24 protein-coding genes are annotated in these 23,611 nt (G+C 72.4%); 15 read left to right on the top strand and 9 right to left on the bottom strand.

Annotation, left to right across the window (positions count from 1 at the left end; all coding sequences use genetic code 11):
* Positions 1-2 precede the first annotated feature (2 nt).
* Positions 3-713, bottom strand: coding sequence for a TetR/AcrR family transcriptional regulator (locus FHX31_RS27645; RefSeq protein WP_123109963.1), 711 nt, complete (start codon positions 711-713; stop codon positions 3-5).
* 117 nt (positions 714-830) lie between these two features.
* Here FHX31_RS27645 and FHX31_RS27640 point away from each other — a divergent pair, with 117 nt between their 5' ends.
* Positions 831-1,814 carry an NAD(P)-dependent alcohol dehydrogenase gene (locus FHX31_RS27640; protein WP_123109962.1) on the top strand — a complete coding sequence of 328 codons (984 nt, stop codon included), beginning with the start codon at positions 831-833 and terminating at the stop codon, positions 1,812-1,814.
* A 55-nt stretch (positions 1,815-1,869) separates the two neighbouring features.
* Here the strand turns inward: FHX31_RS27640 and FHX31_RS27635 are convergent, their stop codons facing one another.
* Both FHX31_RS27635 and FHX31_RS27630 read right to left on the bottom strand, forming a co-directional pair.
* Positions 1,870-2,583 carry a futalosine hydrolase gene (locus FHX31_RS27635; RefSeq protein ID WP_123109961.1) on the bottom strand — a complete coding sequence of 238 codons (714 nt, stop codon included), beginning with the start codon at positions 2,581-2,583 and terminating at the stop codon, positions 1,870-1,872.
* Complete coding sequence (locus FHX31_RS27630) at positions 2,580-4,196, bottom strand: MFS transporter (RefSeq protein WP_013283710.1); 1,617 nt, start codon at positions 4,194-4,196, stop codon at positions 2,580-2,582. Before FHX31_RS27630 ends, FHX31_RS27635 begins: the two co-directional genes overlap by 4 nt.
* Before the next feature lie 87 nt (positions 4,197-4,283).
* On the opposite strand from FHX31_RS27630, the gene FHX31_RS27625 reads away from it, so the two are divergent.
* Positions 4,284-5,123, top strand: coding sequence for a DUF3027 domain-containing protein (locus tag FHX31_RS27625; protein WP_114919332.1), 840 nt, complete (start codon positions 4,284-4,286; stop codon positions 5,121-5,123).
* 4 nt (positions 5,124-5,127) lie between these two features.
* Here the strand turns inward: FHX31_RS27625 and FHX31_RS27620 are convergent, their stop codons facing one another.
* Positions 5,128-5,391, bottom strand: a complete 264-nt coding sequence (locus tag FHX31_RS27620) for a DUF2530 domain-containing protein (protein ID WP_013473744.1) — start codon at positions 5,389-5,391, stop codon at positions 5,128-5,130.
* A gap of 93 nt (positions 5,392-5,484) precedes the next feature.
* On the opposite strand from FHX31_RS27620, the gene FHX31_RS27615 reads away from it, so the two are divergent.
* The 5 genes from FHX31_RS27615 to thpR all read left to right on the top strand — a co-directional run bounded on the left by FHX31_RS27615 (position 5,485) and on the right by thpR (position 9,985).
* Entirely contained in the window at positions 5,485-6,966 is a 1,482-nt protein-coding gene (locus tag FHX31_RS27615; RefSeq protein WP_030274922.1) for an NCS2 family permease, read from the top strand.
* Positions 6,967-7,027: 61 nt separating this feature from the next.
* Positions 7,028-7,477, top strand: a complete 450-nt coding sequence (locus FHX31_RS27610) for a MarR family winged helix-turn-helix transcriptional regulator (protein ID WP_030274920.1) — start codon at positions 7,028-7,030, stop codon at positions 7,475-7,477.
* Positions 7,478-7,545: 68 nt separating this feature from the next.
* A complete protein-coding gene (locus tag FHX31_RS27605) occupies positions 7,546-8,832 on the top strand; it encodes an MFS transporter (protein ID WP_184977448.1) in 1,287 nt (428 codons plus the stop codon).
* 75 nt (positions 8,833-8,907) lie between these two features.
* A complete protein-coding gene (locus tag FHX31_RS27600) occupies positions 8,908-9,417 on the top strand; it encodes a hypothetical protein (RefSeq protein WP_013283716.1) in 510 nt (169 codons plus the stop codon).
* A 4-nt stretch (positions 9,418-9,421) separates the two neighbouring features.
* Complete coding sequence (thpR, locus tag FHX31_RS27595; RefSeq protein WP_184977447.1) at positions 9,422-9,985, top strand: RNA 2',3'-cyclic phosphodiesterase; 564 nt, start codon at positions 9,422-9,424, stop codon at positions 9,983-9,985.
* Between the two features lie 66 nt (positions 9,986-10,051).
* Here thpR and FHX31_RS27590 read toward each other — a convergent pair whose 3' ends face one another.
* The 4 genes from FHX31_RS27590 to FHX31_RS27575 all read right to left on the bottom strand — a co-directional run bounded on the left by FHX31_RS27590 (position 10,052) and on the right by FHX31_RS27575 (position 14,898).
* Positions 10,052-11,038 (bottom strand): aldo/keto reductase, encoded by a 987-nt coding sequence (locus FHX31_RS27590; protein WP_013473747.1) that lies wholly within the window; start codon positions 11,036-11,038, stop codon positions 10,052-10,054.
* Positions 11,039-11,101: 63 nt separating this feature from the next.
* A complete protein-coding gene (sepH, locus tag FHX31_RS27585) occupies positions 11,102-12,190 on the bottom strand; it encodes a septation protein SepH (RefSeq protein WP_013283719.1) in 1,089 nt (362 codons plus the stop codon).
* Between the two features lie 191 nt (positions 12,191-12,381).
* Positions 12,382-13,509 (bottom strand): phosphoserine transaminase, encoded by a 1,128-nt coding sequence (gene serC / locus FHX31_RS27580; protein ID WP_013283720.1) that lies wholly within the window; start codon positions 13,507-13,509, stop codon positions 12,382-12,384.
* Positions 13,510-13,791: 282 nt separating this feature from the next.
* On the bottom strand, positions 13,792-14,898 hold the full coding sequence (locus tag FHX31_RS27575) for a citrate synthase 2 (RefSeq protein WP_013283721.1): 1,107 nt from the start codon (positions 14,896-14,898) through the stop codon (positions 13,792-13,794).
* A gap of 273 nt (positions 14,899-15,171) precedes the next feature.
* Between FHX31_RS27575 and pdxH the strand changes: the two genes are divergently transcribed.
* The 7 genes from pdxH (at position 15,172) to FHX31_RS27540 (ending at position 21,099) form a co-directional block, all read left to right on the top strand.
* Positions 15,172-15,801: a pyridoxamine 5'-phosphate oxidase gene (gene pdxH / locus FHX31_RS27570; protein ID WP_184977862.1), complete on the top strand. Its 630-nt coding sequence runs from the start codon at positions 15,172-15,174 to the stop codon at positions 15,799-15,801.
* Complete coding sequence (locus FHX31_RS27565; RefSeq protein WP_013473749.1) at positions 15,798-17,090, top strand: MFS transporter; 1,293 nt, start codon at positions 15,798-15,800, stop codon at positions 17,088-17,090. The genes pdxH and FHX31_RS27565 overlap by 4 nt, the downstream gene beginning before the upstream one ends.
* Positions 17,091-17,106: 16 nt before the next feature.
* Positions 17,107-18,033, top strand: coding sequence for an aldose 1-epimerase family protein (locus tag FHX31_RS27560; protein ID WP_184977446.1), 927 nt, complete (start codon positions 17,107-17,109; stop codon positions 18,031-18,033).
* 2 nt (positions 18,034-18,035) lie between these two features.
* Positions 18,036-18,638, top strand: coding sequence for a nitroreductase family protein (locus tag FHX31_RS27555; protein ID WP_123109958.1), 603 nt, complete (start codon positions 18,036-18,038; stop codon positions 18,636-18,638).
* A 53-nt stretch (positions 18,639-18,691) separates the two neighbouring features.
* Positions 18,692-18,997: a type II toxin-antitoxin system VapB family antitoxin gene (locus FHX31_RS27550; protein ID WP_013283726.1), complete on the top strand. Its 306-nt coding sequence runs from the start codon at positions 18,692-18,694 to the stop codon at positions 18,995-18,997.
* A 31-nt stretch (positions 18,998-19,028) separates the two neighbouring features.
* Positions 19,029-20,189 carry an acyl-CoA dehydrogenase family protein gene (locus tag FHX31_RS27545; RefSeq protein ID WP_123109957.1) on the top strand — a complete coding sequence of 387 codons (1,161 nt, stop codon included), beginning with the start codon at positions 19,029-19,031 and terminating at the stop codon, positions 20,187-20,189.
* Between the two features lie 133 nt (positions 20,190-20,322).
* Positions 20,323-21,099, top strand: a complete 777-nt coding sequence (locus FHX31_RS27540) for a DUF4230 domain-containing protein (RefSeq protein ID WP_184977445.1) — start codon at positions 20,323-20,325, stop codon at positions 21,097-21,099.
* An 80-nt stretch (positions 21,100-21,179) separates the two neighbouring features.
* Here FHX31_RS27540 and FHX31_RS27535 read toward each other — a convergent pair whose 3' ends face one another.
* Entirely contained in the window at positions 21,180-21,383 is a 204-nt protein-coding gene (locus FHX31_RS27535; RefSeq protein ID WP_013283729.1) for a PspC domain-containing protein, read from the bottom strand.
* Positions 21,384-22,233: 850 nt separating this feature from the next.
* Between FHX31_RS27535 and FHX31_RS27530 the strand changes: the two genes are divergently transcribed.
* Positions 22,234-23,604, top strand: a complete 1,371-nt coding sequence (locus FHX31_RS27530) for an L-serine ammonia-lyase (RefSeq protein WP_184977444.1) — start codon at positions 22,234-22,236, stop codon at positions 23,602-23,604.
* Positions 23,605-23,611 lie beyond the last annotated feature (7 nt).

Raw genomic sequence — 23,611 nt, 5'->3', positions numbered from 1 at the left:
CGTCACCCCGTCCGGTGTGACGTCCAGCCGGTCCGGTGCAGCCGCTCGATGCCGTCGAGCAGCAGGTCCAGCGCGAATTCGAACTCGAACTGGTCGTCGCAGCCCGGCCCGACCACCGAGTCGTCGTCGTGGGACGCGGCGGTGGCGATGGCCGCGAGGTGCGGGAACCGGGCGGCCGCCTCCGGCGGCAGGTCCGCCGGCGGGTCGGCGCTCGTCGCGCCGGACCGGCCCGCCTGCCGGGAGGTGTCGAACAGCTCCTGGCTGAAGCCCAGCACCCGGCTGCCCAGCGCGTGCATGACGTGGTGGGCCAGGTCGGTGGAGAACCCGCCCGCCCGCAGCGCGCCCACTGTCGAGTCGAGGTACGCGAGGACGGCCGGCGTGGGCGTGGTCCGGGACTCGATCGCCAGCGACGCCCACGGGTGGCGGAGCAGCATCTGCCGCGCCGACAGGATGCGCCGGCGGATCGACTGCTTCCAGTCGCCGGGTGCCGGCGGGTCGATCTCCGCGACGACGATGTCGATCATGCCGTCGAGCAGTTCGTCCTTGTTCGCCACGTGCTTGTAGAGGGCCATCGGCACGACGCCCAGGTCCTGCGCGAGGTTGCGCATGCTCAGCGACTCGATGCCGGTCCGGTCGGCGAGCACGACTGCGGTACGCAGGACGCGATCCCTGGTCAGGGGTGTCCGGCGCACCGTCTCCGTCTGCTCCGCCATGTCGTCCCCAGTCCTCCCGAAGGCCGTTGACACAGTAACCGTCTTGACTGGTGTACGGCGTACACCTAGCCTTGTCCCATCATGGTGTACGCCGTACACCTGGGAGGGAGTGGCGACATGAAGGCGATCGTCCAGGAGCGGTACGGCCCCCCGGAGACACTCGTGCTCGCCGACGTCGAGACGCCCGCGCCCGGCCCCGGCGACGTCCTCGTCCGGGTCGAGGCCGCCGCGCTGAACGCGTACGACTGGCACGTCATGCGCGGCGACCCCCGGCTGTCGCGGCTGGCGCTCGGCCTCGCGCGGCCCCGCGCCCGTATCCGTGGCCGCGACTTCGCCGGCCGGGTCGAGGCCGTCGGCGCCCAGGTGCGGCAGGTACGCCCCGGCGACGCCGTCTTCGGCGACCTCGGCGAGGCCGACGGCGCGTTCGCCGAGTACGTGTGCGTGCCCGAGCACCTGGTCGCGCCGCGGCCGGCGAACCTGACGGCGGCGCAGGCGGCGGCACTGCCGCTGGCGGGGGTCACCGCGCTCCAGGGCCTGCGCGACGCCGGGCAGGTCCGGCCCGGCCACCGCGTCCTGATCAACGGAGCCTCCGGCGGCGTCGGGACGCTCGCCGTCCAGTTGGCGAAGGCACTCGGCGCGACTGTGACAGGCGTGTGCCGCACCCGCAACGTCGCGCTGGTCCGTTCCCTGGGCGCCGACCACGTGGTCGACTACACCCGCGACGACTTCACCCGCGACGGGCGCCGCCACGACGTGGTGTTCGACCTGGTCGGCAACCGCTCCCTGACCGCGTTGCGGCGGGCGCTCACGCCGGACGGGACGCTCGTGCTCTCCGGTGGCGGCGTCTACCGGGGCGGCAGCCTGCTCGGCCCGATCGGGCTGCTGGCGCGCGGACGGCTGCTCGCGCCGGTCGTCAGGCAGCGCGTCGTCGTCCTCGCCACGTCACCCGGCCGGGCGCACCTCGACGTGCTGCGCGAGCACGCCGAGGCGGGCCGGCTCACGCCTGTGGTCGACCGGACGCATCCGCTGCGCGAGGTGCCCGAGGCCGTCCGCTACCTCGAAACCGAGCACGCGCGCGCCAAGGTCGTCATCACGATCTGAGCCCGCCGTCCCCAGCCCGGCGACTTATCCACAGGGTTGTCCACAGGTGGATGGATCACTGAAGGGCGGCCGCCGCGGCGGTGAGCGCGGCGAACGCCTCCCGCATCCGCCACGCGCTCCGGTCACGCGGTCCGATCGGGTTGGAGACCGTCCGCAGCTCGGCGAAGGGCACACCGGCCTGGGCGGCGGCGACCGCCACGCCGTACCCCTCCATCGCCTCGGCCACCGCGTCCGGGTGCCGTTCGGCGAGGGCCGCCGTGCTCGCGGCGGTGCCGGTCACCGTGCTGACGGTGAGCACGGTGCCGACGGTGGCTGCGGGCAGCGCGGCGCGCAGACGGGCCAGCAGGCCCGGATCGGCGAGCACGATCCGGCCGCCGCCCAGCAGTTCGGGAGGCATGCCCAGGTCCTCGACCGGGATGAACCCGGCGGGCGACTCGGCGCCGAGGTCGGCGGCGACGCTGCGGTCGGCGAGCACAGTGCCGCCCACCGCGACCCGGCCGACGAACCCTCCGGCGATGCCGGCGCTGACCACCGCCCGGTACGGCCGCCCGGCCGCCTCGGCCAGCGCCAGCAGCCGTGCCGTGGCGGCCCCGGCGACGGCCGGACCGACCCCGACCGGCAGCACCGTCACGTCCGGCGGTGCAGTCGCGTCCGGCGGTGCAGTCCCGTCGGGCGCTGCCGTCCCGTTCGGCGCTGCCGGTGCGGTGAGGCCGGCACGGATCGCCTCGGCCTCGGCCGGCACGGCCGTGACCACGAGCAGACCGGTCACGCCACCGGCCCCCGGGGGTCGCGCCGCTCGGTGTCCTCGACGCCGCCCGGCCCGCCCACCGAGGAGGACGGCCGGTAGATGTGGAAGCCGGGCGGGGCCAGCCCGTCGTCGTCCGGCGGTGGGCCGGAGCGCTGGGGCGCCGGTGACGTGGGCGCCGGGTCGTCGAACGAGGTGGTGGCCGGTTTCTCGGCGCGGGTCGCCTGCTCCGCCGCCAGTTCCTCGTCGCCGAGCGGCCGGCCGGCCAGGTGCTCACCGCGCAGCTTGCCGGCGACGAGCACGCCGCGTACGGCCACCAGCGCGGCCACCGCGGCGGCGACGGTCACCCCGATCAGGCCGGTGAACGGCACCAGCCCGAGCCCGCCCCCGGCCACGAACGCGAGCATCAGCGCGGTCTCCGAGTGCGCGAACGAGCTGGCGCGCAGCCGCTCCGGGATGCGTTCCTGGATCGAGGCGTCCACCGCCAGCTTGGCGATCCCGCTCATCATCGCCGCGACCAGGCAGAGCAGCGCCACCATGGGCAGCGAGAACTTCAGCGCGGCGAGCACGGCCACACCGGCCACCACGATCGTGCCGCTGGACTGGAGCGCTGTCGGCCGGTGGATGCGCAGACGGGTGCCGAGCGCGGTGGCCAGGAACGTGCCGACCGCCAGCGCGCCGCCGACCAGGCCCAGCGCGCCCTGGGCGCCGAGGTCGCGGCCGAAGAAGTCGGTGGTCAGGTCACCGGCCTTGATCGCGAAGGCCAGGAACAGCAGCAGGAAGCCGTAGAGCCCGCGTAGCGCCGCCGCGCCGATCAGCGTGGCGATCACCAGCCGGCCACTGGGGCGACCCCGGCCCAGCGGGCGCTCGCCGTCGCGGCGGCGCAGCGCGCGCAGCGGGTGCGGCATCCGCTCCGGCGGCTCGGAGTCGGCCTTCGGCGGCAGCCGGAGCGAGATCACCATGCCGATCAGGAAGATCACCGAGGCGACCCGCAGCGGCCACTGCGGCCCGAACCAGAACGCGGCCAGGCCGATCGGTGCGACGAGTGCGCCGGCCACAGTGCCGTAGACGCTCGCGCGCGCCCCGACCTGGGACAGCCCCAACCCTTCCGGGAGCAGCCGGGGGACCGCCGCCGAGCGGGCCACCCCGTACGCCCGGGAGAGCGCGAGCACGCCGAACGCCGCCGGGTAGAGCCCGAAGCCGCCGATGTAGTCGGAGATCAACCAGGCCAGGAACGCCCGGCCCAGCATGGTGGTGGCCAACGCGTACCGCCGGCCGTGGCGGAAGTGGTCGAGCAGCGGGCCGACCACCGGGGCGAGCATGGCGAACGGGACCATGGTCACCAGCAGGTAGAGGGCCACCTTGTTGCGCGCCTCGCCCAGCGGCACGTCGAAGAAGATCGTCCCGGCCAGGCCGATCGCGATGAGCGTGTCACCGGCGCAGGAGAGCGCGTGCAGGTCGAACAGGCGGACCATGCCCACCTCGTTGCCGGCGCTGCGGGCCCGGGCCGTGCCGGCACGCCGGGTCATCCAGCGTCCGCCGTGCAGCGAGCCCCGCAGCAGCAGCCGGGTGGCGCGGATGCCGGTGCCGACGGTCCGCCCGAGAAAGGAGCGGCCGGAGCGGGAGGACAGCGCCATGCGTCCCATCCTCGCCCATCCGCTCCGCGTGTGCCGCATCACCCGGAGAGAATGACTCCGGGGAGTGCCTGTCGCCCGTGGACGGGCATGGGGAACAATGGTCAGGTGACCAGGCCCGCCTCCGCCCGCGCTCCCCGGCTCGACCAGGTCTGCGCCGCCGCCGTCGAGGTGGCCCGCGACGCGATCACCGAGGTGGAGCCCACCGACATCGGCGATCATCTCCAGGCGGTCGCCGAGGGCGACCGGGTCGTCACCCACTACTTCGAATGCCGGATGGCCGGTTACCGCGGCTGGCGCTGGGCCGTCACTGTGACCCGGGTGCCGCGCAGCCGGCACGTCACCATCTGCGAGACGGTGCTGCTGCCCGGCCCGGACGCGCTTCTCGCTCCGGGCTGGCTGCCCTGGCAGGAGCGGCTCAAGCCGGGCGACCTGGGTCCGGGCGACCTGCTGCCCACCCCGGCCGACGACGAGCGGCTCGCCCCCGGCTACCTGCTCTCCGACGACCCCGCAGTGGAGGAGACCGCCTGGGAGCTGGGCCTGGGCCGGGCCCGGGTGCTGTCCCGGGAGGGCCGCGCCGAGGCCGCCCAGCGGTGGTACGACGGGGACCACGGCCCGGACGCCGCGATCTCGGCTGCCGCGCCGGCCGCCGCACGCTGCGGCACCTGCGGGTTCTACCTGCCGCTCGCCGGTGCGCTGCGCCTGGCGTTCGGTGCCTGCGGCAACTTCTACGCCCCTGACGACGGCCGGGTGGTGAGCGCCGACCACGGTTGCGGCGCGCACTCGGAGACGATGATCGAAGCGGCCGAGACGTCCGTGGACGAGCTGCCCACCGTCTACGACGACAGCGCGGTCGAGGCCATGACCGTCAGCCGGGCCCCGGGCTCGGTGGAGGCGGCCGAGCCGGCGGAGCCGTACGGCCACCCCTGACGGGTCAGCGCGCTCGCTGCGCGTCGGCAGCGCGTCGGCGACGCCGGTTGGCGTCGTGCCGCATCATCACCGCCAAGCCGGGAAAGCCCCACAGGAAACCGGCCAGACAGGTCCAGAGCCAGTTCTGACGCCCGGATTCGGTGAGCCAGTCCCGGAAGAAGATCAGCAGCACCAGGCCGGCCACCGCCCAGGCGATCAGCCCGGCGACGGCGAACGGCACCATCGGCGGGTCGAGCGGCTCCGGCCGCGGCTGTTGCTCCTGTGACACCGGCCCAGCCTACGTGATCGTTCTTCCCTGCCTGCCAGGTGATCTGGGACGATGCGCGCGACAAAACCCGGCCGATGACCTAGATGAGGAACCATGTCCATTGCCCCGCCGCCGGATCACGGCACACCGCCCGATCCCGCGCATCCACGAAACGCCTTCGACCGCTACTTCCTGATCTCGGCGCGCGGGTCGACGCTGAGCCGGGAGTTGCGAGGCGGCTTCGCCACGTTCTTCACGATGGCGTACATCGTGGTGTTGAACCCGCTGATCCTGGGCAGCGGTAAGGACGGCGACGGCCGTTCGCTGGCCATCCCGGCGCTCGCCGCGGCGACCGCGCTGGTCGCCGGCCTGATGACCATCCTGATGGGCGTGGTGGCCCGGTTCCCGATCGCGCTCGCGGCCGGCCTGGGCGTGAACGCGCTCGTCGCCTATGAGATCGCGCCCCAGATGACCTGGGCGGACGCGATGGGCCTGGTGGTCATCGAGGGTGTGCTGATCGGCATCCTGGTGCTCACCGGACTGCGTACCGCGGTGTTCCGCTCGGTGCCCACGCAGCTCAAGACCGCGATCGGCGTCGGCATCGGTCTGTTCCTGACCATCATCGGCCTGGTCGACGCCGGCTTCGTGCGGCGCGTGCCGGACGCCGCGAACTCCACGGTGCCGGTCGGGCTGGGCATCAACGGCAAGATCGTCAGCTGGCCGATGCTCGTCTTCGTGGTCGGCCTGCTGATCACGCTGGTCCTGGTGGTACGCCGGGTCCGCGGCGCGATCCTGATCGGCATCCTGGCCTCCACCGTGCTGGCCATCGTGGTCGAGGCGATCGCCAACGTCGGCCCGTCCTTCGTCGATGGCAAGCCGAACCCGAAGGGCTGGGCGCTGAACGTGCCCGAGCTGCCCAAACAGATCGTGGACCTGCCCGACCTGTCGCTGCTGGGCCAGTTCAACGTGCTGAACTCGTGGAGCCGGGTCGGCTGGCTGGTGCCGCTGATGTTCATCTTCACGCTGCTGATCACGGACTTCTTCGACACCATGGGCACGATGGTCGCGATCGGCCAGGAAGGGGACATGCTCGACGAGACGGGCACCCCGCCGAAGGCCAAGGAGATCCTGCTGGTCGACTCGATCGCCGCCGCCGCGGGTGGCGCGGCCTCGGTGTCCAGCAACACGTCGTACATCGAGAGCGCCGCAGGTGTTGCGGAGGGTGCCCGGACGGGCGTGGCCAACCTGGTCACCGGCGCGTTGTTCCTGCTCGCGATGTTCCTCGCGCCGCTGTCGCTGATCGTGCCGTTCGAGGCCGCGTCGACGGCGCTGGTGGTGGTCGGCTTCCTGATGATGACGGCGGTCCGCACGATCGACTGGACCGACTACGAGATCGCCATCCCGGCGTTCCTCACCATCGCGCTGATGCCGTTCACCTATTCGATCTCGAACGGCATCGGGGCCGGCGTGATCAGCTTCGTGCTGCTGAAGGTGGCCAAGGGTAAGGCCCGGGAGGTCCACCCGCTCCTGTACGGGGTCGCCGTGCTGTTCATCGTGTACTTCCTGCGCGGGCCGGTCGAGTCCGTGCTGCTCTGACGCTGGTGAGCCTGGTCATAACGCATGTCGTTAGCCAGGCTCATTAGTTAGGCTAACTAGTGTGACGGAGCGGACGGTGACGGCGAAACGCGTGCCACCGGCGCAGCTGGCTCCTCAGCTGCGAGATGCGATCACCCGGCTCAACCGGCGGGTACGACAAGCCCGGCCGGTCGGCGACCTCACGGTCACCCAGCTGTCGGCGCTCACCAGCCTCAATCTGGCGGGCGCCCTCACGCCACGGGAACTGGCTGATGTCGAACGGGTGCAGCCGCCCACGATGACGAAGATCGTCGCGAAGTTGGAGGAGCGCGGCCTCGTGCAGCGCACCCCCCATCCGACCGACGGACGGCAGGTCATCCTGGCGGCGACCGAAGGGGGAAGGGCCGTACTCGACCAGTTCGAGCGGGCCCGCAACGAGTGGCTGGCCACCCGGCTGGCCGCGCTGACCGAGGACGAACGCGAGACGCTACGGCGAGCAGCGGACATCCTCCAGGGCATCGCTCGCGCCTGACACCGCCGCCCGCGGTTCGCTTCGTCAGCTGTGGATGAAGCGTACCGACGCGAGGAGGCGCACCTAGAGTGCAGGCCAAGCTGAGCACGATGTTCCAGTCCCTACGAGTCCGCAACTATCGACTCTTCGCCACCGGGCAGCTGATCAAACTGATCGGCGTCTGGATGATGTTCATCGCCCAGGACTGGCTCGTCCTCGAGCTCAGCGACAACTCCGCGACCGCGCTCGGCGTGGTCACCGCGTTGCAGTTCACCCCCGTACTCCTGCTCACGCTGCTGTCCGGCCGGCTCGCCGACCGCTACGACAAGCGGATGCTGCTCTTCGTCGCCAACGCCTTCTGGACCGTGCTGTCGCTCGCCATGAGCATCCTGGTCCTCACCGGCCTGGTGCAGCTCTGGCACGTCTTCACGTTCGCCGCCCTGCTCGGCGTCGCCAACGCGGTCGAGACGCCGGTCCGCCAGGCGTTCGTCTCCGAGCTGGTCGGCATGCCGCTGCTGCCGAACGCGCTCTCGCTCAACGCAGCAGTGTTCAACTCCGCCCGGATCGTCGGCCCGGCCGTCGCCGGCCTGGCCATCGCCGTCGTCGACGTCGGCCCGGTCTTCCTGGTCACCGCGCTCAGCTCGATCGCCCCGCTGGTCAACGTGGTCCGGATGCGTACCGACGAGCTGCACCGCAAGGACCTGCCGCCGGTCGGCGAGCGGGACCAGGCCCGGGTGGTCGACGGCCTCCGGTACGTGGCACGCCGCCCGGACATCCTGCTGCCGATGGTCCTCATGTCGGTGATCGGGATGAGCCTGTTCAACTTCCAGCTCACCCTCGCCGCGCTCGCGAAGACCGTGTTCAACACCGGTGCCGCCTCGTTCGGCCTGTTCAGCACCGCCCTCGCGGCCGGCGCGCTGGTCGGGGCGCTGGCCGGCACCGGACGGCGCAGCCGGCCCTCGGTCTGGCTCGTGCTCGGCGCCGCGATCGGCTGCGCGGTCTTCGGCACGCTCGTCGGGCTCGCCCCGGCGTACTGGATGGTCGTGACGCTGCTGCTGCCCGCCGGGTTCTTCATGATCTACTTTGCCCAGGCCGCCAACCAGCGTGTACAGCTCGGTGTCGACGCGTCCTTCCGGGGACGGGTGATGGCGCTGTGGGTGCTGGTGTTCCTGGGCACCAACCCGGTCGGCGCGCCGCTGATCGGCTGGGTCGCCGAGACGTACGGCGCGGGCGCGAGCATCTGGGCCGGTGGCCTGATCTCGCTGACCGCCGCGCTGCTGGCGCTCACCTGGCAGCTGCGCCGCTCCGGCGCCCGGCTGCGGATGCGGGTGCTGCCGATGCCCCGCTTCTACGTGGTTTCGCCCGGCGCCAAGTAGCCCTGATAGCCGGTCGTACCGGCCCGATTACCCAAACGGGTGGCGGGCCGGTGCGGCAGGGCTTAGCGTCGATGTGTGGAAGTGGGGCAGGGACTGCTGCTGGCGCTGGCGATCCTCGCCGTCTGCTGCCTGCCTGCCCTGTTCGCGTTGCTGTTCTGCGCCGACGAGATCATCGATCGGGTCGCCTGCGGATGGGCTGAGTGGCGGGAGCAGCGCCGGGAACGCCGTACCATCGCGCGGCTCGACCGGGCCATCGAGGCCGAGGCGCTGACCCGCGACATCGACCTCACCGAGTTCGACAAGGACGGCCGCCGTCCGCTGGAACAACTCGCCACCGACCTGCGCCGTCTCGGCGGCCACCGGCTCGCCGCCGCCGACCGCAGCGTGGTGTGGCACGGCGCGGTCATCGAGGCGTACGACGAACGGCTGCGCGCCGCCTGCCACGCGCTCGGCATCGCCGAACACCTGGCCGAGCTGGACGGCGTCGACCGGGAGATCGAACGGGTACGCGTCGAAGGGCTGCTGCACGCCGCCGGGCTGACCCTGCCGGCCGCGCGCGCCGCGCACCACCAGCGGCACCGCTGACCGGGTGCGTCTCTTCGCGGCGATCTATCCACCTGCCGTGGTCGTCGCGGACCTGACCGCCCGGATGAAGGGCCTGCGGGTCGCGGCCGCCCGCCACGCCCGCCTCGCCGACCCGGCGAATCTGCACCTCACGCTCGCCTTCCTCGGCGAGGTGCCGGACGACCGGCTGGCCGACGTGAAGCACGCGCTCGCCTCGGCCGCCCGGACGGCTCGCTCCCCGCGGCTGTGCCTGGCCGGTGGCGGCTGTTTCGGTGAGGGCCGGTCCACAGTGCTCTGGGTCGACGTGCGCGGCGACGTCGAGGTGCTCGACGCGCTCGCCCTGTCGATTCGCGACGGGCTGCGCGAGGCCGGGCTGCCGTGTGACGACAAACCGTTCCGGGCGCACCTGACCATCGCCCGCCCCGGCGACCGGGTGCCCGAGGCCGACGTCCGCTCGGACGTGCACACGCTGCACGACTACGCCGGGCCGCAGTGGACGGCCGGCGAGGTGCTCCTGATCCGCAGCCACCTGGGCCGTACGCCGCGCTACACCCCCGTCGCCGCGTGGGCGCTGGCGGCGGGGGCTTGATTCGGGCGGGGCGTTAAAAAGGGGCCCCTCCTCTACCGGAGGCGTTAAGAAGGGGCCCTTCCTTTCCTACCAGGCCCAGGCCTCGGGGCCGGGACCGCCGTTGCCGACCGGCGGGAACAGCTCGTCGAGGCGGGTCAGCGTCGACTCGTCCAGCTGGACGTCGAGGGCGCCCAGGTTGCGGTCGAGCTGGTCCATGGTGCGCGGACCGACGATCGGGGCGGTCACCCCCGGCCGGGACAGCAGCCACGCCAGCGCCACATCCGCCGGGTCGTGGCCCAGGTCGGCGCAGAGCTTCTCGTACGCCTCGATGGTGTTCCGGTGCTCGGCCAGCGCGTCGGCCGAGCGGCCGGTGGTGCCGCGCGCCGCGCTGCCCTCGGCCATCTTGCGGATGATGCCGGAGAGCAGCCCGCCGTGCAGCGGCGACCAGGGGATGATGCCCAGCCCGTAGTGCTGCGCGGCCGGGACGACCTCCAGTTCGACGTACCGGGTCAGCAGGTTGTAGATGCACTGCTCGGAGACGAGCCCGAGGAAGTTGCGCTTGCCGGCCGCGGCCTGCGCCTGCGCGATGTGCCAGCCGGCGAAGTTGGACGATCCGACGTAGAGCACCTTGCCCTGGGCGACGAGCGTCTCCATCGCCTGCCAGATCTCCTCCCACGGCGTGGTCCGGGAGATGTGGTGCATCTGGTAGAGGTCGATCGTGTCGGTCTGGAGCCGACGCAGCGAGTCCTCGCAGGCCCGGATGATGTGCCGGGCGCTCAGGCCCTGCTCGTTGGGCCACTCGCCCATCTTGCCGTACACCTTGGTGGCGAGGACGACCTTGTCGCGGCGCCCGCCGCCCTGCGCGAACCAGCGGCCGACGATCTGCTCGGTGACGCCCTCACCGAGCTTCCAGCCGTAGACGTTCGCGGTGTCGAAGAAGTTGATCCCGTGTTCGAGCGCCCGGTCCATGATGGCGAAACTGTCCGGCTCGTCGGTCTGCGGACCGAAGTTCATCGTGCCGAGGCAGAGTCGGCTCACGGACAGACCGGTGCGTCCCAGGTTCGTGTACTCCATGACTCCACCCTGGCACGCCGGCACTTAGAGTGCCCTCTCAACGAGCCAGGGTGGAGCGGTGGATCAGGATGATTCGCGGGCCGCCGGGCCGGTGCCGAACAGCACGTCGTCCCAGCTCGGCAACCGCTTGCGCGGCTTGCCACCGGCATCGGTGGACTCGGCTGCCGCACCGCCGGTCGCCGCCGCGGGGCCGGTGCGGCGGGGCCGCAGCACGGCCAGCGAGGGTACGGCCGGGATCTCCTTCGGCGCGTCCGAGTCGTCGTCGAAGGCCGAACCCTGCCCACCACCGAGCAGCGCGGCGGCACCACCGGCGACGGCCCGCTGACGGGGCGCCTCCTGCCCGGCCAGCGCAGCCGGGGAGCGGGTGTCGAGACCACGCCCGGACGTGCCGCCGAGCGGCCGGTCCAGCGAGGCGAGCAGCGCGTCCCGGCCGGCGCGGATCGGGTCACGCCCCGGACGGGCGTGCTCGGAGGCAGCCGGCAGGCCGTGCCCACCCCGGCTCGGCTCGCCACGCGACGGACCGGGCAGCGCGTGACCGCCCCGCTCCGGCGCCGGCTCCTGGCCGAGGATCGGCGTGGGCCGCTCGGCGCACAGGTACTGCGCCATGTCGTCGTGCGGCGCGACGTTCTGCCGGGTCTTGTCCAGGTCCCACACCGCCTGGGCGGTGGCCTTGCCGGACGGCCAGGTCGCGATGATCCGCCAGGTGCCGTCGTCGCGGCGGTAGGCGTCCCACGAGATCTTCTCGGTGTCGATGCCGTGCTGGGCCAGCCGGCCGTTGACGACCTCGGCCAGCGGGGTCGGCTTCTCCGCGCCCTTGAGCCGGGTGCGGCGGGCGTGCTGGGCGAGCATGGCCCGCTCCTGGAGCACCGGACCGGCGTAACGCAGCACCCGGTCGACTGGTACGCCGGCGATGCGGGCGACGTCCTCCGCGGACTCGCCGGACCGGATCCGGGCCTGGATGTCGCGTGGGGACAGCGACGGCGTCGGGTCGGTGGCGCTCGGCACCACAGCGAGCGGCGGGGCGCCCGGCTCGGCGTGCAGCGCCGACGCGATCCGCTCGTCGATGGGCAGCGCCAGCAGGCGCCCCACCTCGTCGGCGAGCACCAGGGCCTGGCCGTCCTCGGAGAGGGCGACGAAGCGTACTGGGCGCATGGGCTTGCCTCCGTCCCGCTTCGCTGGCCGTCACGCCACGGGAGCCGGCCACCCGGGCGTCTCGCACCACCGTACGCTCATCTACCCGCCGATGGGGACTGCGACACCCCGGCATGTCGTGACTGAGCTGCGGTAACGATCACGGTGGGTGGCCGCCGGGGCCCCGACGGCCACGCACCGTCACGACGTGATCAGAGTCGCTCCACCACGTAGTCGATGGACGCGGTGAGCGCCTCGACGTCGGCCGGCTCGACGGCCGGGAACAGCGCCACCCGCAGCTGGTTGCGGCCCAGCTTGCGGTACGGCTCGGTGTCGACGATGCCGTTGGCGCGCAGCGCCTTGGCGATCGCCGTGGCGTCCACCTCGTCGGCGAAGTCGATGGTGGCGACCACGTTGGACCGCAGCGCCGGGTCCGACACGAACGGCGTGGCGAACGACGAGCGCTCGGCCCAGCCGTACACGATGCCGGCGCTCTCGGCGGTGCGCTTGGCCGCCCAGGCCAGCCCGCCCTGGGAGTTCATCCAGTCGGTCTGCTCCGCGGCCAGGAAGATGGTCGCCAGCGCCGGGGTGTTGTACGTCTGCTCCAGCCGCGAGTTGTCGATCGCGGTGACCAGGTCGAGGAAGGCCGGGATGTACCGGCCCGACTCCTTGACCTCGGTGGCCCGGGCCAGCGCGGCCGGCGACATCAGGGCCAGCCAGAGCCCGCCGTCGGAGCCGAAGCACTTCTGCGGCGCGAAGTAGTAGACGTCGGTCTGGGCGACATCAACGTCCAGCCCGCCCGCGCCGGAGGTGGCGTCGACCAGCAGCAGCGAGCCCTCGTCGGCGCCCGCGACCCGGCTGATCGGCACCGCGACGCCGGTGGAGGTCTCGTTGTGCGGGGTGGCGTAGACGTCCACGCCGGCCTCGGCCACGAGCGACGGGGCGCTGCCCGCGTCGGACTTGCGCACGGTCGGCTCACCGAGGAACGGCGCGTCCTTGACCGACTTGGCGAACTTGGCGCCGAACTCGCCGAAGCTGGCGAACTGGGCCCGGTCGCGGATCAGGCCGAACGTGGCGACCTCCCAGAACGCGGTGGTGCCGCCGTTGCCGAGCACCACCTCGTACCCCTCGGGCAGGGAGAAGAACTCGGCCAGGCCGCGGCGCAGCCGGGACACCTGGTCGCGGACCGTCTTCTGCCGGTGCGACGTGCCCAGGTAGCTGGTGGCGACGTCGGAGAGGGCGGAGACCGCGGCCGGACGGACCTTGGACGGGCCGCAGCCGAATCGTCCGTCGGCGGGCCTGATCTCGTCGGGAATCCGGATGGTCGGTGCGTCAGCCACGGTTGTCTTGATCCTTCCGCGTGGGCGGGACGGGCCCTTGGTGCGGGCGCGGACCGATGGCCGGGCGTGCGCCGGGCGCACGAGGCGGCCGGGGTCCGAACCCGGCCGGCAGCGCTGCCGGCCTTCATCCTCCCACCCGGGCGGCCCGGACCGGCGGCTGGTCCCACTGTCGGCGCTGAGTCGTGCGCCACAGCGGCGCAGCGCCTCGTGGGCACGGAGGCGGGCGTTAAGAAGGGGCCCCGCCTCTACCGGAGGCGTTAAGCGGGGCCCCTTCCTTACACGTCAGACGCCGTGCGGGATGGCGTCCCAGCCCTCGACCTGCTGCGGCTTGCGCGGGCCGTGGCCGACGTACGTGGCCGACGGCCGGACCAGCCGCTGGAGCTTCTTCTGCTCCAGGATGTGCGCCGACCAGCCGCCCATCCGGGCGCAGGTGAACATCGAGGTGAACATGTGCGCCGGCACCTCGGCGAAGTCCAGCACCACCGCGGACCAGAACTCGACGTTGGTGGCGAGGACGCGGTCCGGGCGGCGGGCCTGCAGCTCGGCCAGCGCGGCCTTCTCCAGCGCCTCGGCGACCTCGAAGCGGGGCGCGCCCAGCTCCTTGGCGGTACGCCGCAGCACACGGGCGCGCGGGTCCTCGGCCCGGTAGACCCGGTGGCCGAAGCCCATCAGGCGCTCGCCCCGGTCCAGGACGCCCTTGACGTACCCGTCGGCGTCGCCACTGCGCTCGACCGCCTCCAGCATGCTGAGCACCCGGGACGGGGCGCCGCCGTGCAGCGGGCCGGAGAGCGCGCCGATGCCGGAGGAGATGCAGGCCGCGGCGTCCGCGCCGGTGGAGGCGACGATCCGGGCGGTGAAGGTGGAGGCGTTCAGGCCGTGCTCGGCGGCCGAGATGAAGTACGCGTCGACGGCCTTGACGTGCCGCGGGTCGGGCTCACCGCGCCAGCGCTTCATGAACCGCTCGACGATGGTCTCCGCCTTGTCGATCTCCTTCTGCGGCACGGCCGGCAGGCCCAGGCCGCGCGCCGACTGGGCGACGAAGGACAGCGCGGTGACCGACACCCGGGCCAGGTCCTCGCGGGCCTGCTCGTCGGAGATGTCGAGAAGCTGGTTGAGCCCCCAGTACGGGGCCAGCATGGCGACCGCGGACTGCACGTCGACGCGGATGTCACCGGAGTGAACCGGCACCGGGAACGGCTCGGCCGGCGGCAGGCCCGGGCCGAACCGGCCGTCCACCAGCAGTGCCCAGACGTTGCCGAACGAGACCTGGCCGATCAGGTCCTCGATGTCCACGCCCCGGTAGCGCAGTGATCCCCCCGCGCGGTCGGGTTCGGCGATCTCGGTCTCGAAGGCTACGACGCCCTCCAGGCCCGGTTTGAAATCGGACATGTCGTCTCCTGGCTTCGGCTCGGCGCGCCCGGGCGGGCTGATCGAGCCCCGCAGCTCAGGCGACCCTTCAGGGATGTGGTTCGTGACATCTTGCCCGGTGGGTAACGCGCTGCGCGACCCACAGCCACTGTGCGCCACGCGACATCCCCGCCGGTGGACGCCCGTTCGGGGAGGAGAAGACTGGGTACCGGGGCCTGGCCAGCGTCGGGGGACGCCGGCACGCCCGGGAGAGGGACTACCACAGTGACAGGCGACACACCCGCCCCGGCCGGCATGCGTAACGAGTACGCGGCCGGCCTGGGCCTGACCGAGACGGACCTGGCGCCGGACTGGCACACCCAGTTCGCCCGCTGGTTCGCCGACGCGGTGGCCCATCAGCTGCCCGAGCCGAACGCGATGGTGCTCGGCACGGCCGACGACCGGGGCCGGCCCAGCGGGCGCACCGTGCTGCTCAAGGGATACGGCCCGGAGGGCTTCGTCTTCTACACCAACCACGGCTCGCGCAAGGGCGCCGAGGTGATCGGGAACCCGTGGGCCAGCCTGGTGTTCCCCTGGTTCCCGATGCAGCGGCAGGTGATCGTGACCGGCCGGGTCGAGCAGGTGGACCGGGCCGAGACCGAGGCGTACTTCGCCACTCGGCCGCGCGGCTCGCAGCTCGGGGCGTGGGCCAGCGCCCAGTCGGCGGTGGTGCCGGACCGGACCGCGCTCGACGCGGCGTACCGGGCGGCGGCCGAGCGGTTCGCCGACGTGGACCCGATCCCCGCGCCGCCGTACTGGGGCGGGTTCCGGGTCCGTCCGGAGACTGTCGAGTTCTGGCAGGGCCGGGCCAGCCGGCTGCACGACCGGCTGCGCTTCCGGCGTACCGGGGACGGGTTCTTCGTCGTCGAGCGGCTCGCGCCGTGACCGACGTCACGCAGGCCCGGCGGCGGGGCGCGCGCCGCTGGGCGATCGACCTGCGTCCGCTGCGCGTGCCCGCGTACCGGCGGGTCTGGACCGGCAACGCGATCGCCATGTTCGGGTTCCAGTTCACCGCCGTGGCGGTGCCGGTGGAGATGTTCGACCTGACCGGCGGCTCGCTCTGGGTCGGTCTGCTCGGCATCGCGGGCTTCGTACCGCTGCTGATCTTCGGGTTGTGGGGCGGCGCGGTCGCCGACGCCCGGGACCGCCGCCGTGTGCTGCTCGTCGGCGGCTGCGTGCTCTGGGTCTCGACGCTCGGGCTTCTGGTGCAGTCGCTGGCCGGTGCGCGCAGCCCGCTGCTGCTCCTGCTGCTCGTCGGCCTCCAGTCGACCGCCTTCGCGATCACCTCGCCGGCCCGCAGCGCGATCCTGCCCCGGCTGGTGCCCGCGGAGCTGGTCCCTGCGGCCACCACGCTGAACTTCACCACGTTCACCGCCGCCGCCGTCTTCGGCCCGCTCGCCGCCGGTCTGATCTTCGCCGCCTGGCAGGTCGGGGTGGCGCTGCCCATCGCGTACGCGGCGGACGCGCTGCTGTTCACCGCGTCGCTCTGGGCCACGCTGCGGCTGCCCGCGATGCCGCCCGCGCCGGACCCGGACGGCGGTGTCCGCAAGGCCGGGTTCGCCAGCATCGTCGACGGCTTCCGCTACCTGGCGACCACGCGGGTGCTGCTGCTCTCCTTCGCCATCGACCTGATCGCGATGATCCTGGCCATGCCGCGGGCGCTGTTCCCGGAGCTGGCGCAGGAACGCTTCGGCGGTGCCTCGGCGGTGGGCTGGCTCTACAGCTCCATCGCCATCGGCGCGATGCTGGGCGGCCTGACCTCGGGGTGGATCGGCCGGGTACGACGGCAGGGCCTCGCGCTCACAGTGGCGGTGGTCGGCTGGGGCGTGGCCATCGCGCTCGCCGGGCTGGCCGGGCAGCTGTGGGTGGCGGTGGTGCTGCTGGGCGTCGCCGGCGCCGCCGACCTGGTAAGCGCCACGCTGCGCCAGTCGATGCTGCTGGTCTACGCGCCGGACCGGATGCGTGGCCGCCTCCAGGGCGTGAACACGGTCGTGGTGGCCGGTGGCCCGCGTCTGGGCGACCTGCGGGCCGGTGCGATGGCCGCCGGTTTCGGCACCGGCTTCGCCATGGTCGGTGGCGGCCTGGCCGCCGCCGTACTCGCGGTGCTGCTGGTGGTGGCGTTCCCGGCGCTGCTGCGCTATCGCTCGACCACTCCCGCCGAGGACCGGCACTGACGGTAGGGTCGCCGACATGGGGATCGACGTGCAGCCTCCGTCCGGTACACAGTGGACCATCGCGGCCGACGGCCACGAGGCCGTCGTGGTCGAGGTGGGCGGCGGCCTGCGGGCCTACCGCTACGACGGCGTGGACCACCTCGACGGGTACGCAGAGGACGAGGTCTGCCCCGGCTCGGCCGGGCAGGTGCTGGCGCCGTGGCCGAACCGCGTCCGGGACGGCGTCTACACGGTCGGGGAACGGTCGTTTCAGCTCGACCTCACCGAACCGGAGCGGCACAACGCCCTGCACGGCCTGGTGAACTGGGTGCGGTGGCAGCCGATCGAGCAGTCGGCGGGCAGCGTGACCATCGGCTACGACCTGCCGCCGAGCCCCGGCTACCCGTGGGCACTGCGGCTGCGGGCCCGGTGGAGCGTCGGCCCGGACGGCCTGCGGGCCGAGCACGAGGCGACGAACGTCTCCGACGAGCCCGCGCCGTTCGGCTTCTCCGTGCACCCCTACCTGCAACTGCCGAAGGTCGGCGTGGACGAGTTGCGGTTGCACGTACCGGCCCGGCGGCGGGTGCTGGTGGACAGCCGCCTGCTGCCGGTCGCCGCCGCCGAGGTGACCGGCTCCGAGTTCGACTTCACCAGCCCGCGCCCGATCGGCGACCTGGTGCTCGACACCGCGTTCGGTGACGTCGAGCGGGACGCCGACGGCGGCTCGGCGGTGGTGCTGAGCGCGCCGGACGGCTCGTCCGGGCTGCGGATCTGGGCGGACCGCGAGTTCGGCTGGTGGCAGGTGTTCACCGGCGACACGCTCGGCGGGGAACGGCACCGCCGGTCCGTGGCGGTGGAGCCGATGACGTGCCCGCCCGACGCGTTCCGCTCCGGGAAGGACCTGATCATGCTGGAGCCGGGGCAGACCTGGCGGGGCGCCTGGGGCGTCCGCCCGGAGGTCTGAGCGTGGAGTTCGCCGACGTCGTCCGGCGCCGCCGGATGGTGCGCAACTACGACCCCGACAGGCCGGTGCCGCCGGAGGTGGTGGACCGGCTGCTCGACCACGCCGTCCGGGCCCCGTCGGCCGGGTTCTCGCAGGGCTGGGGCTTCCTGGTGCTGGAGGAACCCGAGGACCGGGAACGGTTCTGGGCCGCGACCACGCCTGGTGGCGGCGGCCGGGAACGCTGGCTGGCCGGGATGCGCCGGGCTCCGCTGATCGTGGTGCCGCACGCCAACCGCGACGCCTACCTGGACCGCTACGCCGAGGCGGACAAGGGCTGGTCGGACCGCGCCGAGGACCGCTGGCCGGTGCCCTACTGGTACGTGGACACCGGCTTCGCGGCGCTGCTGATGCTGCTCACCGCCGTCGACGAAGGGCTGGGCGCCTGCTTCTTCGGCATCCCGCCGCAGCGCATCGGGGCGTACCGGGACGCGTTCGGGGTACCGCCGGAACTGCACCCGATCGGTGCGATCACAGTAGGTTACCGAGCTGTCGACCACCGGTCACCGTCGCTGCGCCGAGGGCGTCGTCCGGTGCAGGATGTGGTGCGGCGGGGACGGTGGACCTGAGCGGTTAGGCTGACATCCACATTGTCAGCCTGGCCTGGGGAGGAGAGCACGCCGTGATCTTCAGGGCGGTCCGGGACGGGCGTCCCTACCCGGAGCACAACCTCACGCTGAAGCAGTGGGCCGAGATTCCGCCGCGCCCGCTGCGGCTTGACCAGCTCATCACCACCAAGCGCGAACTCGCGCTGGACAAGCTGCTCGCGGAGGACTCCACCTTCTACGGCGACCTCTTCCCGCACGTCGTCCAGTGGAACGGCGGCCTCTACCTGGAGGACGGCCTGCACCGGGCGCTGCGCGCGGCGCTCCAGCAGCGCAACCAGATCCACGCACGGGTGCTCGTGCTCGGTGACCAGGGCGAGTGACGCCTCCCTGAGTCTTGGTTAAGGTGACGCCATGACTCCTCTCGACCTGCTCGACATCGATGCGTCGCTCAGCGACGAGGAGCGGCAGATCCGCGCCGTCGTGCGCCGGCTCGTGACCGATCGGGTACGCCCGCACGTCGCCGGCTGGTACGAGGACGGCCAGGTGCCGGCCCGGGAACTGGCCCGCGAGTTCGGCAAGCTCGGCCTGCTCGGCATGCACCTGACCGGGTACGGCTGCGCCGGCTCCTCGGCCGTCGCGTACGGGCTGGCCTGCCTGGAACTGGAGGCCGGCGACTCCGGCGTCCGCTCGCTGGTGTCGGTGCAGGGATCGCTCGCCATGTACGCCATCTGGCGCTACGGCAGCGAGGAGCAGAAGCAGCGCTGGCTGCCCGCCATGGCGGCCGGCGAGGCGATCGGCTGCTTCGGGCTCACCGAACCCGACCACGGCTCCGACCCCGCCTCGATGGCCACCCGCGCCCGCCGCGACGGCGACGACTGGATCCTCAACGGCAGCAAACTGTGGATCACCAACGCGCCGATCGCGGACGTGGGCGTGATCTGGGCGCGTACCGACGACGGGGTGCGCGGCTTCGCCGTACCCATGGACACGCCGGGGGTGACGGCGCGCGAGATCCGGCACAAGATGTCGCTGCGCGCGTCCCTGACCGGCGAGATCGCCCTCGACGACGTCCGGCTGCCGGCCGATGCGCGACTGCCCGAGGCGATCGGGCTCAAAGCGCCGCTGGGATGCTTGACCGAGGCCCGGCACGGCATCGTCTGGGGCGCGCTCGGCGCGGCCCGCGACTGCCTGGAAACCGCACTGGAGTACGCGACCACGCGCACCCAGTTCGGCCGCCCGCTCGCCGGATTCCAGCTCACCCAGGCCAAGCTCGCCGACATGGCGGTGGAGTGGAACAAGGGCATGCTGCTCGCGCTGCACCTGGGCCGCCTCGCCGACGCGGGGACGCTGCGGCCCGACCAGGTGAGCGTGGGCAAGCTGAACAACGTCCGCGAGGCGCTCGCCATCGCCCGGCAGTGCCGCACGATCCTCGGCGCCAACGGCGTCTCGGGGGAGTACCCGGTGATGCGGCACGCCAACAACCTGGAGAGCGTGCTCACCTACGAGGGCACCTCCGAGATCCACCAGCTCGTCATCGGCCAGCGGCTCACCGGCCTGTCCGCGTTCGCCTGACCTGCGGTTTCACCCGATCGGGGCGCTCGGCGAGCGACTGTCGCACGGTGGCCGTACCGTCATTGTCAGTCGATGTGTCGGCTGAGGATCGATGTGTCGGACGAGGAAGAGTCGGACGAGGACGGTGAGGGCGATGGCCCGCGACGGTGACATCAACGAGCCCACCCGGGAGTTCCCGGACTACCCCACCAGCGAGTCCCTTCGCGACCGGGCGGAGGGCTCGCCCGACCACGACCGCGAGTACGCCCCCGGTGCCCCGGCGTCGGGCGGCGGCCCGGCGCGCGGCCTGCTCTGTGTGCTCGGCGCGGCGGCGCTGGCGGTCGTGGTGCTGCTCGGCGTGCAGGCCACCGGTCTGCTGCCCGACTTCCGCAACCCGTTCGCCAAGGAGCAGACCGACCGCAGCCAGCCGCCGCTGCTCAAGTCGATCCGTGACCTGAGCCGCTACGTCGCCGCCGAGGGCAACTTCCAGGTCGTGGTCGACGTGCAGAACGACAGGCGCAACGTGCCCGACTTCCTGCTCAACGAGCGCACGCTGTTCGTCGGGGCGGGCCGGGTCGAGGCGTACGTCGACTTCGGGAAGATCGCCGACGGTGCCGTGGTGGTCTCCGAGGACGGCAAGTCCGCCGAGATCAAGCTGCCCGCGCCGCAGCTCGGCGAGACCGACCTGGACATGGACAAGAGCTACGTGTTCGCCGAGCAGCGCGGCCTGATCAACCGGCTCAACGACCTGGTCGCGGGCGACCCGAACCGGCAGCAGCAGGTCTACAAGCTCGCCGAGGACCGCATCACCGCTGCCGCCCGGGACAGCGGGCTCACCGCCCGGGCCCAGGAGAACACCCGCAAGATGCTCGAAGGGCTGCTGCGCTCCCTCGGGTACGAGAAGGTGACGGTCACGTACACCGCTCCCTGACCGCTCTGACGCCACGCGCCCGCCCCGATGATCCGGGGCGGGCGCGTCGCGTGTGTGCCGGCGTCCCGGCTCGTGTCGCGTCAGCGGGTGGCGAGGTAGCGGTCCTCGTTCGGCATCAGGATCCACAGGATCAGGTAGACGATCACCTGCGTGCCGGGCAGCAGCAGCGACAGCAGGAACAGCAGCCGGACCATGCCGGCCGACATGCCGAACCGCTGCCCCAGGCCGGCGCAGACACCGGCGATCATGCGCCCCTGGCGGGGCCGGACCAGTTTGCGACTCATCGTCGTCTCCCACTTCTGCGGCGATCCGCCGCGCTGATTCCACGGTAGAAAGGGGTACGCGCCGCGCCCTCAGCCCCGAGGAGGATCGGCGACCCGGGCACCCGTAGGTGCTTACCCCGGCGCTTCCTCACCAACGCCCCCGCTCCTCGCCTCACCCTCGCGCCGCCCTCGCGCTGCCCCGTGCCGCCGTCGTGCCACCCCGCGCAGCCCTCGCGCTGCCCCGCGCAACCCTCGCGATCTTGCAGTTGCGGCCCCCGTTGTGCCCGATTCGCGCAGTTGTTCAGGGCCGCAACTGCAAGATCGCGGGAGTGGTGGGGTGGCGTGGGGCGGGAGCCCTGCTCGGCGAGGGGTGCTGCGTCGAGCACTTTCCGCCTCGCGGGACGGATGTTCCGTCGACTGGGATCAGTGGAGATCTTGGTAGGAAAGTGCCCCTATGAGGGCCATTCGGTACCAAGATCTCCCCGGGGGCAGGCCACGGCGCGTCGATCTTGGAGTTGTGGCACCTCGCGAATGGCGTTAATCGGGCATCCTGGGCGCCATAACTCCAAGATCGACGGGGAGGAGCGGGGCGGGAGTCGGCGGCAGTAGCGCGAGGGCGGGCGGGGCGGGCGCGGGCCTGAGCGGGCGGGAGGGAGCGGGTGGGCGACGGCGGGAGTGGAACGGGGAGGGGTGGGCGTGTGCGCCGGGTCGGGTATGTGGCGGAGTGGGGGCGGGTATTCACGGGGGCGAGGTAGGCTCGCCGGTCGGGCGCCCCCACCCCGGGCGCCGGCCGTCTACCCGCCCGGCGGGCGCGGCACCCACGCACCGGCTCGGATCCGCACAACGGGGACGACGGCGAGGAAAGCAGCAAATGATCAGTGTTTTCGATCTTTTCAGCGTCGGTATCGGGCCGTCCAGCTCGCACACCGTCGGGCCGATGCGGGCCGCCCGTACGTTCGTGGCGGGTCTGAAGGCCGACGGGATGCTAGCGGATGTGGCGCGGGTACGGGCGGAGCTGTTCGGCTCGCTCGGCGCGACCGGCCACGGGCACGGCAGTGACCGGGCGGTGCTGCTGGGGCTGGAGGGTGAGGTCCCGGAGACCGTCGACACGGACTCGGTCGGCCCGCGGGTGGAACGGATCCGCACGCAGCGGCGGCTCGACCTGTTCGGCAGTCAGGGGGTCGACTTCGATCCGGACACGGATCTGGTGCTGCATCGTCGGCGGTCGTTGCCGTATCACCCGAACGGGATGACGTTCGCGGCGTACGACGCGGCCGGGGGCGAGGTGCGGACGCGCACGTACTACTCGGTCGGTGGCGGGTTCGTGGTGGACGAGGCGGCGGCCGGGGCGGACCGGATCAAGGCGGACACCACCCGGGTGAAGCACCCCTTCCTCACCGGCGCGGAGCTGCTGACCGTCACCTCGGAGACCGGGCTGTCGATCAGTGAGGTGATGCTCGCCAACGAGGTGTCCTGGCGCAGCGAGGCGGACGTGCGCGCCGGGCTGCTGGAGATCTGGCGGGTGATGCGCGAGTGCGTGGAGAACGGCTGCACCCGTGACGGCGTACTCCCGGGTGGGTTGAAGGTCCGGCGGCGCGCGGCGGAGATGCGGCGCAGCCTGGAGGCGGAGACCGGCAGCCAGGATCCGCTGCGCGCGATGGACTGGGTGACGTTGTTCGCGCTGGCGGTCAACGAGGAGAACGCGGCCGGCGGGCGGGTGGTCACCGCGCCGACTAATGGTGCCGCCGGGATCATCCCGGCTGTGCTGCACTACTACACCCGGTTCGTGCCGGGTGCCTCCGAGGAGGGCGTGGTCCGGTTCCTGCTGGCGGCGGGCGCGATCGGTGTGTTGTTCAAGGAGAACGCGTCGATCTCCGGGGCCGAGGTGGGCTGTCAGGGTGAGGTGGGTTCGGCGTGCTCGATGGCCGCGGCCGGGCTGGCCGAGGCGCTGGGCGGTACGCCGGAGCAGGTGGAGAACGCCGCCGAGATCGGCATGGAGCACAACCTGGGGCTGACCTGCGATCCGGTGGGTGGCCTGGTGCAGATTCCGTGCATCGAGCGCAACGCGGTGGCGAGCATCAAGGCGATCACCGCGGCCCGGCTGGCGTTGCGCGGCGACGGGGTGCACCACGTGTCGCTGGACAAGGTCATCAAGACCATGCGGGAGACCGGCGCGGACATGAAGGTCAAGTACAAGGAGACCGCGCGGGGCGGCCTCGCCGTCAACGTGATCGAGTGCTGACCTCGTT

The organism is Micromonospora sp. CNZ286, assembly GCF_014207755.1.
This window is presented reverse-complemented; position numbering and strand designations above follow the sequence as displayed.

Bases quoted from the DNA above. Each gene is read 5' to 3' on its own strand.
- FHX31_RS27540 (WP_184977445.1), top strand. From the start codon at position 20,323: ATGGCCCGCGACGGTGACATCAACGAGCCCACCCGGGAGTTCCCGGAC.
- FHX31_RS27640 (WP_123109962.1), top strand. From the start codon at position 831: ATGAAGGCGATCGTCCAGGAGCGGTACGGCCCCCCGGAGACACTCGTG.
- FHX31_RS27630 (WP_013283710.1), bottom strand. From the start codon at position 4,196: ATGGCGCTGTCCTCCCGCTCCGGCCGCTCCTTTCTCGGGCGGACCGTC.
- FHX31_RS27545 (WP_123109957.1), top strand. From the start codon at position 19,029: ATGACTCCTCTCGACCTGCTCGACATCGATGCGTCGCTCAGCGACGAG.
- FHX31_RS27615 (WP_030274922.1), top strand. From the start codon at position 5,485: ATGTCCATTGCCCCGCCGCCGGATCACGGCACACCGCCCGATCCCGCG.
- FHX31_RS27530 (WP_184977444.1), top strand. From the start codon at position 22,234: ATGATCAGTGTTTTCGATCTTTTCAGCGTCGGTATCGGGCCGTCCAGC.
- FHX31_RS27625 (WP_114919332.1), top strand. From the start codon at position 4,284: ATGGGGAACAATGGTCAGGTGACCAGGCCCGCCTCCGCCCGCGCTCCC.
- FHX31_RS27560 (WP_184977446.1), top strand. From the start codon at position 17,107: ATGGGGATCGACGTGCAGCCTCCGTCCGGTACACAGTGGACCATCGCG.
- FHX31_RS27590 (WP_013473747.1), bottom strand. From the start codon at position 11,038: ATGGAGTACACGAACCTGGGACGCACCGGTCTGTCCGTGAGCCGACTC.
- sepH (WP_013283719.1), bottom strand. From the start codon at position 12,190: ATGCGCCCAGTACGCTTCGTCGCCCTCTCCGAGGACGGCCAGGCCCTG.
- FHX31_RS27645 (WP_123109963.1), bottom strand. From the start codon at position 713: ATGGCGGAGCAGACGGAGACGGTGCGCCGGACACCCCTGACCAGGGAT.
- FHX31_RS27535 (WP_013283729.1), bottom strand. From the start codon at position 21,383: ATGAGTCGCAAACTGGTCCGGCCCCGCCAGGGGCGCATGATCGCCGGT.
- pdxH (WP_184977862.1), top strand. From the start codon at position 15,172: ATGCGTAACGAGTACGCGGCCGGCCTGGGCCTGACCGAGACGGACCTG.
- FHX31_RS27575 (WP_013283721.1), bottom strand. From the start codon at position 14,898: ATGTCCGATTTCAAACCGGGCCTGGAGGGCGTCGTAGCCTTCGAGACC.